Source organism: Hassallia byssoidea VB512170, from assembly GCF_000817785.2.
GTDB classification, from domain to species: domain Bacteria; phylum Cyanobacteriota; class Cyanobacteriia; order Cyanobacteriales; family Nostocaceae; genus Hassallia; species Hassallia carrinoi.
Genome location: NZ_JTCM02000072.1, coordinates 1 through 13,316, shown reverse-complemented (window position 1 = coordinate 13,316; position 13,316 = coordinate 1). Strand labels below are relative to the sequence as shown.

The 13,316-nt window shown below is 41.3% G+C and carries 13 protein-coding genes and 1 pseudogene; 8 read left to right on the top strand and 6 right to left on the bottom strand.

Annotated features, from left to right (window positions below; all coding sequences use genetic code 11):
* Positions 1-378: 378 nt before the first annotated feature.
* Positions 379-606 (bottom strand): hypothetical protein, encoded by a 228-nt coding sequence (locus tag PI95_RS23985; RefSeq protein ID WP_039753861.1) that lies wholly within the window; start codon positions 604-606, stop codon positions 379-381.
* A 364-nt stretch (positions 607-970) separates the two neighbouring features.
* On the opposite strand from PI95_RS23985, the gene gloB reads away from it, so the two are divergent.
* The 3 genes from gloB to dnaB all read left to right on the top strand — a co-directional run bounded on the left by gloB (position 971) and on the right by dnaB (position 5,348).
* Positions 971-1,744, top strand: coding sequence for a hydroxyacylglutathione hydrolase (gene gloB / locus PI95_RS23980; protein ID WP_039752391.1), 774 nt, complete (start codon positions 971-973; stop codon positions 1,742-1,744).
* A gap of 277 nt (positions 1,745-2,021) precedes the next feature.
* Entirely contained in the window at positions 2,022-2,480 is a 459-nt protein-coding gene (rplI, locus tag PI95_RS23975) for a 50S ribosomal protein L9 (RefSeq protein WP_039752392.1), read from the top strand.
* A 258-nt stretch (positions 2,481-2,738) separates the two neighbouring features.
* Positions 2,739-5,348 (top strand): replicative DNA helicase, encoded by a 2,610-nt coding sequence (gene dnaB / locus PI95_RS23970; protein ID WP_052325720.1) that lies wholly within the window; start codon positions 2,739-2,741, stop codon positions 5,346-5,348.
* An 80-nt stretch (positions 5,349-5,428) separates the two neighbouring features.
* Here dnaB and PI95_RS23965 read toward each other — a convergent pair whose 3' ends face one another.
* Together PI95_RS23965 and PI95_RS23960 are read right to left on the bottom strand one after the other, a co-directional pair.
* A complete protein-coding gene (locus PI95_RS23965; RefSeq protein WP_039752393.1) occupies positions 5,429-5,950 on the bottom strand; it encodes an FKBP-type peptidyl-prolyl cis-trans isomerase in 522 nt (173 codons plus the stop codon).
* An 81-nt stretch (positions 5,951-6,031) separates the two neighbouring features.
* A complete protein-coding gene (locus tag PI95_RS23960) occupies positions 6,032-6,355 on the bottom strand; it encodes a phasin family protein (protein WP_039752394.1) in 324 nt (107 codons plus the stop codon).
* 142 nt (positions 6,356-6,497) lie between these two features.
* On the opposite strand from PI95_RS23960, the pseudogene PI95_RS23955 reads away from it, so the two are divergent.
* The 3 genes and pseudogenes from PI95_RS23955 (at position 6,498) to PI95_RS23945 (ending at position 8,892) form a co-directional block, all read left to right on the top strand.
* Positions 6,498-6,807, top strand: a pseudogene (locus PI95_RS23955) (TIGR03792 family protein).
* A 65-nt stretch (positions 6,808-6,872) separates the two neighbouring features.
* Positions 6,873-7,568 (top strand): Uma2 family endonuclease, encoded by a 696-nt coding sequence (locus tag PI95_RS23950; RefSeq protein ID WP_039753863.1) that lies wholly within the window; start codon positions 6,873-6,875, stop codon positions 7,566-7,568.
* A gap of 307 nt (positions 7,569-7,875) precedes the next feature.
* On the top strand, positions 7,876-8,892 hold the full coding sequence (locus PI95_RS23945; protein ID WP_039752395.1) for a TOBE-like domain-containing protein: 1,017 nt from the start codon (positions 7,876-7,878) through the stop codon (positions 8,890-8,892).
* Positions 8,893-8,899: 7 nt separating this feature from the next.
* Here the strand turns inward: PI95_RS23945 and PI95_RS23940 are convergent, their stop codons facing one another.
* The 3 genes from PI95_RS23940 to PI95_RS23930 all read right to left on the bottom strand — a co-directional run bounded on the left by PI95_RS23940 (position 8,900) and on the right by PI95_RS23930 (position 10,195).
* Entirely contained in the window at positions 8,900-9,232 is a 333-nt protein-coding gene (locus tag PI95_RS23940) for a type II toxin-antitoxin system PemK/MazF family toxin (RefSeq protein WP_039752396.1), read from the bottom strand.
* The gene (locus PI95_RS23935) at positions 9,217-9,411 is read right to left on the bottom strand and encodes a DUF2281 domain-containing protein (protein ID WP_039752397.1); all 195 of its coding nucleotides are present in this window, start codon (positions 9,409-9,411) and stop codon (positions 9,217-9,219) included. Before PI95_RS23935 ends, PI95_RS23940 begins: the two co-directional genes overlap by 16 nt.
* Positions 9,412-9,532: 121 nt before the next feature.
* Complete coding sequence (locus PI95_RS23930) at positions 9,533-10,195, bottom strand: Alr2735 family protein (RefSeq protein WP_373695716.1); 663 nt, start codon at positions 10,193-10,195, stop codon at positions 9,533-9,535.
* A 233-nt stretch (positions 10,196-10,428) separates the two neighbouring features.
* On the opposite strand from PI95_RS23930, the gene PI95_RS36950 reads away from it, so the two are divergent.
* Both PI95_RS36950 and PI95_RS23925 read left to right on the top strand, forming a co-directional pair.
* Positions 10,429-10,557 carry a hypothetical protein gene (locus tag PI95_RS36950; protein ID WP_268896813.1) on the top strand — a complete coding sequence of 43 codons (129 nt, stop codon included), beginning with the start codon at positions 10,429-10,431 and terminating at the stop codon, positions 10,555-10,557.
* A 599-nt stretch (positions 10,558-11,156) separates the two neighbouring features.
* Positions 11,157-13,316: tetratricopeptide repeat protein (locus PI95_RS23925; RefSeq protein ID WP_163519141.1), on the top strand; the 2,160-nt coding region annotated here is incomplete at its 3' end.

The window sequence follows — 13,316 nt, the reverse complement described above, 5'->3', positions numbered from 1 at the left end:
ACCCTTGTTTTAAAAGTAACACTTAAATATTGGTGATACGGGATGTAAAGATTTTATGTTACTTGCAATCCGAAAAATCAAAATCAATCTAACCTTACATCTGCTACCATTTCAATAGAAAATTCACGGATAAATCAAACTTATTTTGCTGATATATGAAAAATAATCAGTAAAATCACGGTAGCCACGTGGAAAAATATTATATTATTGCTATTTCTGAATCGGAACAATATTTATTAATACTTATTTACATCGTTTTAATTCTTGTATTTACATCCAATAGACTTATTACTTATTATTAAAAGTAATGATAGTGGCATATTAACTTTTTTAGTGTTGACTTCTAAATAGATAAATAGCCACAATTCTCTACGGATGCTACCAGTCAATTAATTTTAGCTGACCTGTCTGGATGCGATCGAATAGGCGATTAATTTGGCGACGGTTTACTTCGCTGACATTGCCTTCAGCGAGTACGGTAGAGGTAAGTAGGATATGGTCTTGACGACTCATCTTTCCTGAGCGGAGAATTCGATCTACAATCTTTTTCACAGCCAATTTACATTGATTACTAACGTCTGTGTACGTAGAATTTTGGTAATTCATATTCCTCCGGTTGGATGCCAAAAAAAGAAATGGTAGTATTTGCTCACCCTTTTTTTGCAAAAGGGAACTGTATAGAAATTGAAAGATTTTGAAAACTAACAACTGAGAGCAAATATGTATGATTTTTGGGAATACTCAGACTTGTTCGTATCTTGACAAACACGATAACAATATAAATTTCACTTTGCATACTCTTTACAAAGGAATTCTGTCTAAAGGTGTAGATAAGATATTTTCAAGTGAATACGGTTGACAAAATGGATATTATATGCACAAAAATTTATCATTAAAAAATAGTTAATATACTTTGTGAAGGTAGACCTGTCGCTGCTAACTCAAACATAGAATGAGGGAGGCTATTGTCATGCAGGTATTTCGTCTTGAGGCGTTATCAGACAATTACATCTTTCTGCTTTTCGATGCAAACCAAAATATCGCTGCTGTAGTCGATCCGGCGGAGGCTGAACCAGTATTAAAGCAACTTGCTAAACTAAACGCTAAGTTGGTGGCGATTTTTAACACGCACCATCATCAGGATCATGTTGGTGGCAATAAACACTTAATGCAAAAATTACCGGATGTGACGGTTTATGCTGGTGCCGAGGATCGGGGGAGAATACCAGGACAGCAAGTGTTTCTTGTAGAAGGTTCTATTGTTCAGTTTGCAGACAGAATCGGGGAAGTTATCTTTGTTCCCGGACATACCCGCGCTCACATCGCTTACTATTTTCCCCCAGCGCAATCGAGTGAAACGGGGGAGTTATTCTGCGGTGATACGCTGTTTGCTGGGGGTTGCGGACGCTTATTTGAAGGAACTCCTACACAAATGGTGGATTCTCTGAGTAAACTACGCTCTCTACCGGATGATACGCGGGTTTGGTGCGCCCACGAATACACTTTAAAAAATCTTCAATTTGCGCTGACTGTAGATACACAGAACGCCGATTTACAAAATAGATATGATGAAGTGAAGGCTTACCGCAGTCGGGGAGAAGCTACTGTTCCTTCGCTATTGGGGGTGGAGAAGCGGACAAATCCCTTTTTACGTTGGGAGCAACCGACGTTACAATCATCTGTTAAGAGTAGCGATCCAGTACAAACCTTTGCGCGTTTGCGGGGGATGAAGGATAAATTTTAAGTAGAGACGCGATGTTCCTCGCGTCTGTACAATGGTTGGTTGTTAGTGGTTAGTTGTTGGTGGAAGCGTGGTCATCTTTGAAGCACTCACAGATTAAGGACTGGTGAAGTTTCTTGTGGCTAATGGTTGCGATCGCACCCTACATGAAGCTAGGATCTTTAAGCTTAAAGCTTTATGCTCCGATTAGCTTGTGGGAACACAGCTACTTTTCATGTGAGTTATCCTGCCCAAAGCTAAGATGTGAGAGATTTTACCGGAAAAAGAGAAACGAAAAACGATGGCGAAACGCATACAGTTAGTTTTAAACCAAGATGTCAACAAGCTGGGAAAATCTGGTGACTTAGTAGAAGTTGCTCCTGGCTATGCTCGTAATTATCTGATTCCACAGAAGTTGGCAATTAATGCTACTCCTGGTATTCTAAAGCAAGTTGAACGCCGTCGCGAGGTGGAACGTCAGCGGCAATTAGAACTCAAGCAACAAGCGCTTGAACAAAAAGCAGCTTTGGAAAAAGTTGCTAGCTTGAGAATTGCCAAGCAAGTTGGTGAAGGTGAAGCGATTTTCGGTACTGTCACTACTCAAGAAGTTGCTGATGCAATTAAAGAAAGTGCGGGACTAGAAGTAGATCGGCGCGGTATTACTATACCTGATATTAGCCAAACAGGTACTTATAAAGCTGAAATTAAGCTGCATTCGGAAGTAACCGCGCAAATCGATATTGAAGTCGTATCTAACTAACAGCTTTTTGATTTTAAACCACAGATACACACTCTGTTAATTTGTGTTGGTCTGTGGTTTTAAAGTTATGCTGTTGAATGCGATCGCAAATTGTCGTGCTTGTAAGTGGGTGAAATTAAACTTAAAACGTAGTGAGCGGTTTACCGCTCAAATCAAGGTTTTAAGGGCTGAAGCCCTTACTACAAAAAAATGCCCATCTACACCTGATTAAAAGGGATTTTGAGATATAAAATCCCCAATTTATATATAAAATTATTTATGGCAGAAGAACTAAGTTTTCAAGGTGATGGAAGCGATCGCTTGCCACCCCAAAACATCGAAGCGGAAGAAGCGATTTTGGGGGGAATTTTATTAGACCCAGAAGCGATCGGACGAGTTAGCGAAAGTCTTATTCCAGAAGCTTTTTATATTAGCGCTCATAAAGACATCTATCAAGCCGCGCTGCGTCTCCACTCTCAACGTAAACCCACGGATTTGCTGGCAGTGATCAATTGGCTAGCTGACCATGATATGCTTGCCCGCATTGGTGGCAGAAATAAATTAGCCTCTCTTGTAGATCGCACCGTTTCCGCTGTTAATATCGACGCTTTAGCATCGCTAGTAACAGAAAAATATCTCCGGCGTCAGTTAATTAAAACTGGTAATGAAATTGTCCATCTCGGTTTCGAGACAGAAACCGAATTACCAATAGTTTTCGATCAAGCAGAACAGAAAGTTTTCAACGTAACTCAAGAACGTCCGCAATCAGGTTTAATTCATATTGCTGACACTTTAATTAATGCTTTTCAGGATATTGAAGATCGTCATCAAGGTGTAGCTTTACCGGGTATTCCCTGCGGATTTTATGATTTAGATGCGATGACAACCGGCTTTCAGCGTTCTGATTTAATCATTGTCGCTGGCAGACCGTCAATGGGGAAATGCTTGCATGAAAATGCGGAAATACTTTTGAGTGACGGGAGTATCTCAACTATTAAAGAAATATATCATCGTCGGCAAGCTGAGTTAATAACTTTAGGAGATGATTGGAAATTTCATCTAACTCAAGCTTCAGCTTTTGTTGATGACGGGATTAAACCAGTTTTTGGTGTTACTACTCGCTTGGGACGATATATTGAAACTACTATCACCCATCCTTATTTAACCATCAATGGATGGCGAAAACTTTCAGAATTAAGAGTAGGCGATAAAATTGCTGTACCTCGTAAAATCGATGTATTTGGTACAGAAAGTATCCGCGAGTGTGAAGTTAAATTATTGGCATATTTCATAGGTGATGGGTGCTTGACAGATTCTACACCAGAATTTACTAATATTAACTCTCGCATTCAAAATGATTTCACATACGCTGTTACCAGCTTTTCAGATAAGTTGAAAGTTCGGATAGAAATTAGGAGCGACCGCACACCAATACTTTATGCAGGGATGTGTCAAGGGCAAAAGAATCCTTTAACAACATGGTTGGAAAACATAGGGTTATGGGGCAAAAAAGCTGATGCCAAAATCATTCCGCAAGTTATTTTTAAATTGGAGCGATCGCAAGTTTCCTTATTCCTCAATCGTTTGTTTGCAACCGATGGATGGGCTACTTTACTTACAAGCGGTCAATCGCAATTAGGCTACTGTACTGTCAGCGAAAAATTAGCTAGACAAATACAACATTTATTATTGCGATTTGGAATTATTGCCAGTCTGAAAAAACGCTCTGTGAAATATAAAGACACTCGCAGACAAGCTTGGCAATTAGATATTACTGATGCCCAAAGTATCAAAAGTTTTATCTCAGAAATTGGGATTTTTGGCAAAGAAGATGCATTAACTAAGGTCGCAGACGCAATAGCTCAAAAGAGATATCAAACAAATCGTGACCTCATTCCAATAGAAATTTGGCAACAGATAGCAACAGCTAAAGGTAATGAACCTTGGACTCTTTTAGCTCAACGTGCCGGAATTCAAGGGTATTCAAATATCCATGTAGGCAAACGTGCTTTATCACGAGAAAGACTGTGGATATTAGCAAGTACTTTAGAAAATTTGCCACTTCAACAGTTAGCAGCGAGTGATGTTTATTGGGATGAAATAGTTTCTATCGAGTCAGTTGGTAATAAACAAGTTTATGACTTAACAATCCCAGAGACACACAATTTTGTCGCCAATGATATTTGTGTTCACAATACCGCTTTCTGTCTCAATCTGGCTCATAATGTTGCTACTTCTTATAAATTACCCGTTGCTTTTTTCAGTTTAGAAATGTCAAAAGAGCAATTGGTACAGCGGTTATTAGCTAGCGAAGCGCAAATTGAAAGTGGTTATTTGCGGAGTGGACGCATTAGCCAAACTCAGTGGGAATCTTTAAGCCGTGCTATTGGTATCCTCTCAGAAATGCCAATTTATATTGACGATACGCCAAATATTACCGTTACACAAATGCGGAGTCAAGCGCGACGTTTGCAAGCAGAACAGAAAACAGAATTAGGATTAATTGTCATAGATTACTTGCAATTAATGGAAGGTGCCGGCGATAATCGCGTACAAGAATTATCTAAAATTACGCGCAATCTCAAAGGTTTAGCTCGTGAATTAAGTGTGCCGGTTATTGCTTTATCTCAGCTAAGTAGAGGTGTGGAAGCGCGTACTAATAAGCGTCCGATGTTGTCTGATTTAAGAGAATCGGGTTCCATCGAGCAAGATGCCGATTTAGTTATTATGCTTTATCGAGATGAATATTATACGCCAGATACACCCGATCGCGGTGTGGCTGAAGTGATAATTGCTAAACACCGCAATGGTCCCACAGGAACTGTGAAACTTTTGTTTGACCCGCTGTTTACTAAGTTTAAAAATTTAGCTAAACCAAGTAACTATTAAGTTTGGTAATAGGTAATTGGGAACGTGCGAATTGGAAAAAACCCATTACCAATCACCCATTACCCATTACCCATTACCAATTACCCAACCTTCAGCAATTCCACATCAAAAAGCAGGGTAGCGTTAGGTGGAATGACACCACCAGCACCACGCGCACCATAACCTAACTCTGGGGGGATGATTAATTTACGACGACCGCCTACTTTCATAGTGCTAAGTCCTTCGTCCCAACCTTTGATGACTTGTCCGACACCGAGTTTAAAGTCGAAGGGACGGTTGCGATCGCGTGAACTATCAAATTTTGTACCATCTTCTAAAGTGCCGGTGTAGTGTACTGTCACCTTTTGTCCGGTTTTAGGAGTATCACCAGTCCCCTCTACTATTTCGACGTACTTCAATCCAGAGGGGGTAGTGACGGCATTTTCATCAGCCATAGTTTTGCTCGCTATCAGGGTATTGTTTTCAGTTACAGTAGTGGACGCTGGTGTAGTTTGAGTTAAAGGTTCAGCAACAGATGTATTTTGTTTTCCGCCAACTTGAGCCAATACTAAAACCACTACACAGACCAGCATGAAACCCACGCTAAGTAAAATTGCTTTCATTCATCAGTCCTCCCTACATACGTGGTTTAGGATTATTGTTTACCAGTAGGACAAAACTTAGTTTAAATCAGAAAGCGCATCCTAACGCCAGAGCTTATTTTCTAAATCGCGAATTTGACGCTCCAGACGATCAATTCTACCGCGTAGTTCGTCCACTTCTGACTGGCGAGCAACACCCAAATCCTGCATCATATTTCGCATTTGCCGTTGCATGTTGCCTTCAAAGTTGCCCTGTTCGGACTTTAACTGCTGTGCAATATCATCGATTACCGCTTTGGCTTGTTCGGGATTCAGCTTGCCATCTTTGACCAAATCATCGCCCACTTGCTTGAGTTTGTCTGCTACCAAAGAGGTTGTACCAATACCAACCATTAATAATTGTTGCACCCAATTGTTGTTGTCCATATTTTTTTCCTATTACTTTTTTTAAACGAGCCGATTCTTGCTTTTGTGTGTAAGTAATTAAAGCTATGCAAAAAAGCAAGCGCTATTTTAGCCTACAGCTCTATTTTGGCAAATTTGCACTATTATACAAGGAATAAAAGGTGTGGTTATCGAACTACTCAAGGTGAAAATACCGCCCAAACTGCGAGAAAAATTTATTCAAACATAATGCAGAAATATGGACAGCAGCGCTGGCTAAGTATCCAGGATTTATCGCTTCATAGGTTTGGATCAACCCCAACGATCCCACAGAAGTTGTGCTGATAATTCATTGGGAAACTCGCGAACATTGGCACGCTATACCCAAAGTTGATTTAGAGGCGATCGCTTTCAAGTTCACAGCAGCGATGGGAAAATCTTATCCTATTGTGGAGGCAGGTGAATATCAAGTGCGGAAATTTCCCCATTCCTAAAAGCTGTGCCTCTACTAGAAGAGAAAATCGTTATAATCATGTTTGAGTTTTACAAAAAACCAGCCATGTTATTTAATCTGCCGAGGTACTTGCCCTCTGCCGAAGAACTACCCGATTCTGACGAAACACCTGTGGATAACGAACTGCAAGAATTAATACCAGGGTTGTTGAAAGCAATACTGCTGATACTTTGGTCAGAGCGCATGGACTGGTTTTTTGGCGTAGATATGGGTATTTATTATCACCCCGATAAGCCGCCGATTGTACCAGATGGATTTCTCAGCTTAGGGGTAGAGCGCGTTTATGATGAAGAATTACGCCCCAGTTATGTACTGTGGGATGAAAATGTTATTCCTATTTTGGTTCTAGAAGTAGTTTCTCAAAATTATCGCAAAGAATACAGCACCAAATTAGATGAATATGCAGCTTTGGGTGTACTTTATTATGTAATTTATTCTTCTCGCCGTCGCCGCAAACCGCGTTTGGAAGTGCATCGGTTAGTTAATGGTAAGTATGAATTGCAAGAAGGAAACCCCGTTTGGCTACCGGAGATTAATTTAGGAATTGGTTGCGAACGGGGAAATTATTGCGGGGTGACGCGAGAATGGATGTATTGGTATGACGAGCAGTTGAAACGATATCCCACACCGCAAGAACGAATTAAACAAGCAGAACAACGAGCTGAAATCGCACAACAACGCGCTCAACAGATGGCGGAACAATTGCGATCGCTTGGCATAGATCCTGATACTCTTGATTAAAATGATGTCTTTTGACTTGCCGCTTTACTCAGACTGATGTTTACTCTTAGTCAAAATTTCACACATATTTTACGCTCTCACGTTATTGGATAGTGGTTAATTGATAGTTGAAGCGTTGGTAGTTGCATTTTTGACGCTCCCAACAACAAAGCTCCTACTAACCAACAACCATTAACCACTAACCACTAACCACTAACCACTATCTAATTTCAATCTTATTAATCTAAAAGCACCTGTGTGTGATATATGTATATAACACCGTTAACGTACCTGCGAACGGTTGATTAGTTGCAGAGGTGCAGAATCAGTGGGCATTGTAGTTGAAAACGTATCCAAGCAATTTGGCAGTTTCAAAGCGGTTGATGATGTCAATCTGGAAATTAAAAGTGGCTCTCTTGTGGCTTTGCTTGGACCGTCGGGTTCGGGAAAGTCTACGCTGCTGCGGTTAATTTCCGGTTTGGAAATGCCGGATAGTGGTAAAATATTTCTCACTGGTAAGGATGCCACGTATCAAAGCGTGCAAGATCGCAATATTGGGTTTGTATTTCAGCATTATGCTTTGTTTAAGCATCTAACTGTGCGGAAAAATATTGGCTTTGGTTTGGAGCTTCGCAAAGCACCGAAAGCGAAAATTAAAGCGCGGGTAGAGCAGTTGTTGGAGTTGGTGCAATTGAGCGGATTAGGCGATCGCTATCCTTCGCAACTTTCTGGCGGTCAACGACAACGGGTAGCATTGGCACGAGCGCTAGCTGTTGAACCTAACGTTTTACTACTTGATGAACCTTTTGGCGCACTTGATGCTAAAGTCCGTAAAGACTTACGCGCATGGTTACGACGCCTCCATGATGAAGTTCATGTTACCACAGTTTTTGTCACTCACGACCAAGAAGAAGCGATGGAAGTTTCCGATGAGATTGTGGTGATGAATAAAGGACGTGTGGAACAGGTAGGAACACCAGCAGAAATTTACGATCATCCGGCTTCGGCGTTTGTGATGAGCTTTATTGGACCTGTGAATGTGTTGCCGAGTTCTTCGCGGATTTTCCAAGGTAACGGATTTGATTCGGCAAACCCAGAAATGTTTTTACGTCCGCAAGATGTAATTATAGAAACGGATGCTAACGGTTCAACTGTACCAGCTAGGGTAAGCAGGTTGATACATTTGGGTTGGGAAATTCAGGTAGAATTAACTTTAGATGATGGACAAGTGGTGACAGCGCATTTAACACGCGATCGCTTTGACCAATTAAACTTGGAACCACAACAGCGAGTGTATGTCAAGCCTAAGGATGCAAAATCTTTCCCGCTTTATTATTCGATTTAACTCTCAACTATTGCTGGAAAATTTCTACTATCTTGATAATCACCTCATTCAGTTTTTCCGGCTTAATTTGACCTGCTTTAGAGAGAATAATTTGTCTATCTGCTGTAAATAAACGATTTGGTCTAATATTACTACTTTGGCGGAGACTGCCAACACTAAAATCATCCACTTCTAGAGAAATTGCATATTGATCTGTAACTAAGCGACTTGTGATTTGACAAAGTATAAGGTCATTTCCCTGTAATACTGCAACTACCAGTGCAGGTCGTCTTTTAGCTTGTGTTAGGTCTGAAAAAGGAAAAGGAACTATAACAACATCTGCTTTTACAAATCCTGCCAAGCTTCATCCTCCTCTGGTTTCAACCAGTCTTTTGCTAAAGAAGATTCGCTGAGAATGCTTATCTGTGTATTTTCTTCTAAATGTTTAGCTTTGAGAAATTGCAGGAAATCAAGCACTTCCGTTAAAAGGAATTCTGGAACTTGCTCAATTTCTCTCAGCAGAAGGTCTTTTGTATTCATTTTTACTTTAGAGGATTGATTTCACAAAATAATTGCTAATTTAATATTAAACGTAAAATGGCGATCGCCACAAAGTTGATCGCCATACATTTATCAAAGCTGTATCCGCAATAAATTAAACTTAATTTGCAGCTTCTTCCACGAATTTTATCCGCCCTTGCTGATATGCTAAACGTAAAGCTATAGCTTCCGCGACGATTTGTTGTGGTAATAATCCCTCTTCATCCATCATTTTTTGTAGCGTGGTTCCGGTTCTTTCATCTACTTCATGAATTGGCGGAATTTGACAATATCTAGCGCCATTTTTCGTGCGACGCCAAATGCTGGGTTTTTGCGGTTTTGCTTGCTTGGGGGTGCGGTGCTTTTTAATTAACTCGCGTACCGCAGGTTGGGAAATTTCTGCTAAATCCAGCAATTGATCGAGTACTGGCTGGTATTTATTGCTATTTTGTGCTAGTAAAAATATGGTTGCTGGTTCGATGGGTGCTAAATTATCTGGAGAGAACTTTTCAAAAGCTGCTGCTACCTTCAGATATTTTTTCTCTTCACCTGAAAAACCATACTGTGAAAGTATTTGTTTATATTGTCTTTTTGAGTGCGTCTTTTTCAAGTCAGCTAAAAAGAAAGCATAACGTAGAATAGTTTCGGTGGCATCAGACAGCGCTCGAAAGTAGAAGTTTTTCGCATCAACGCTTTTGTTTTCTTCAGCGTATTGCTCAATCGAAGTTTGAGCAATTGCCCGATCAACTTTGGTTGCAATTGCACCTTTCTCTTGTGTCTTCAGTAACATGAGACTAAATATTTAGGTAGGTGTGAGCTTTTTATTTGATGGTGAAGCCTTACCCCTGCTCTTAATTCAAAGATTTTGAACCCGACAATAGGCTAGGGGTGGTTAAAACAAGGATTTTTTTATAAAATAATCTGAGGTATTAAGAGGATGACGATCGCCTTTACTCATTTGTCGTCGATTCAAACTAGAACAATTGTACTATAATTTTAGCAAAAAAATCTCCATGCGTGGGAAAAGTTTGGAGAAATAATCAAAGCTTTATATATGTGCGGTTTGGGGGTGATGATGTCGCTGATATGTTGCAGGCGATCGTCCTGATTTTACCAAAAACCTTGGTAGAGACGTTCCGCGCATAGGCATCTCTACAATCTTATGTTAATGCATCGCAATGTTGTGTTAACACATCGCAATGTTGTGTTAACACATCGCAATGTTGTGTTAACACATCGCAATGTTAAGCCAATACATCGCAATGTTAAGCCAATACATTGCAATGTTAAGCCAATACATCGCGATGTTAAGCCAATAGATCGTGATGTTAAGCCAATACATTGCAATGTTAAGCCAATACATTGCAATGTTAAGCCAATACATTGCAATGTTAAGCCAATAGACCTCTTGCAAAAGTCTATAAATACATGTTCTTCTTATCCCTTTCACGGCAGGTGCTCCACTTGGGGAGACCCCAAGACCGCACTGCCTCCCCTTTTCCCTTTCCCCTTTCCCCTGACTTCTGCAAGAAGTCTAATACATCCCCCTGCATTTTAAAATGCGTTCTGTCAAATCCCCCACATCGTTACAAAATCAGAAACGGATCGCATATCTATTTAAGAATGCCTGTAAGATAACAATGAAACTTCAGTGATATCTCTAAAGTAAATCAAATCATTTACCTAATAGATCCCCGACTTTGAGCGAGAAGTCGGGGATCTGAATAACTTGTTGAGGCTGAAGAATGAACAAAGGTGTAAAGTCTCGGCGGATTTTCTGGTGCTTGCTACCCAGTTTTACCCGAAGAAGTTTAATTTTATTACTCAGTGCCGTCTTTTTGTCATCGGTGGCAGCGACTCGCAGCACGAGTGTGCAGATAGCACAGCAACCAGGAACTGCTTCCCAGCAAGCAACTCGCGCTGCGGCTGAACGCCTCTTTGATGAAGGATTTAAACTGTATAAGCAAGGCACAGCAGAATCTCGGCGGCAGGCACTTGACAAATGGAAACAAGCGCTACCCTTGTGGCGGCAAGTAGGCGATAAGGAGTGGGAAGCTGTCACCCTCAACAATATTGGCGGTGTTTACTCAAATTTAGGCGAGAAGCAACAAGCCCTCAACTACTACAATCAGTCACTACCGTTGACGCGGCAAGTAGGCGATAAAGCGGGGGAAGCTACCACCCTCACGGGTATTGGCGCAGTCTACGATAGTTTAGGCGAGAAGCAACAAGCCCTCAAATACTTGAATCAATCACTACCCTTAAGGCGGCAAGTGGGCGATAAAGCGGGGGAAGCTACCACCCTCAACAATATTGGCGCAGTCTACAATAGTTTAGGCGAGAAGCAACAAGCCCTCAACTATTACAATCAGTCACTACCCTTAATGCGGCAAGTAGGCTATAAAGCGGGGGAAGCTACCACTCTCAACAATATTGGCTTAGTCTACGATAGTTTAGGCGACAAGCAACAAGCCCTCAAATACTACAATCAGTCACTTCCCTTAAGGCGGCAAGTAGGCAATAAAGCGGGGGAAGCTACCACCCTCAACAATATTGGCGGTGTCTACGATAGTTTAGGCGACAAGCAACAAGCCCTCAATTATTACAATCAGTCACTACCCTTATCGCGGCAAGTGGGCGATAAGGTGGGGGAAGCTACCACTCTCAACAATATTGGCAAAGTCTACTCAAATTTAGGCGACAAGCAACAAGCCCTCAATTACTTCAATCAGTCACTTCCCTTATCGCGGCAAGTGGGCGATAAAGCACAGGAAGCTACCACGCTTGGCAATATCGCTTATGTAGAACGCGACAGAGGCAACCTTCAACAAGCACTAACCCAAATTCAAGCAGCAATAAATATTATCGAAGATTTACGCACTAAAGTTGATAGCCAAGACCTACGAACATCCTACTTTGCCTCTCAACAGGATGTTTACAAATTGTACATCAACGTGTTGATGCAACTGCACAAAAAAGAGCCATCAAAAGGATACAACGCTATTGCTCTGCACATCAGCGAAAGCTCACGCGCCCGTGGTTTAATTGAACTATTAACCGAAGCTAGAGCAAATATCCGCTCATATGTTAACCCCAAACTATTAGCAGAAGAAAAGGACTTGCAATTAAAAATTGAAGCTATAGGAAAACTACTACAAAATTCATCTAACAAATCAGAAACCGCAACAGCTTTGCTTAAAAAAGAACTTGAAACTCTCCTCACTCAGCAGAAAGAACTACAAACAAAAATCCGCACGAATAGCCCGAAATACGCAGCGCTAAAGTATCCCCAACCCCTAAAGTTACCGCAAATTCAGCAACAACTCGATAAAGATACCCTGCTGTTAGAGTATTCCTTAGGTGAAGAACACAGTTATCTTTGGGCTGTAACTCCCAACTCCATCGACACCTACGAACTCCCCAAACGGAAAGAGATAGAGAAAGCAGCCACGGAATTTAGACGCAACTTGCAACAAAACGCAGCAGGGGACTTAACAGCCTTATCTGCTTTATCTGCTGCTAAACTAAGTAAACTCATCCTTGCACCTGTAGCTGACAAGTTAGGCAAAAAGCGCTTAGTCATTGTTGCTGATGGGGAATTACAGAAGATTCCCTTTGCGGCATTAAATGACCTAACCCCCCAACCCCCTTCCCTGCAAGGGAAGGGGGAGAAAGACTTGCTCCCCTCCCCTCATAGGGGAGGGGTTGGGGGAGAGGTTTATCAACCCCTAATAGTCAACCATGAAATAGTCAACTTACCTTCCGTCACAGCGATCGCTAGCCATAGACTTGACTTAAAAGGACGTTTAAGCGCACCCAAAACCCTCGCTGTACTTGCCGATCCGGTATTTGAAGCAAACGATACGCGCATCACTGGCAAACCTACAAGTATCGTTCCTAACTCA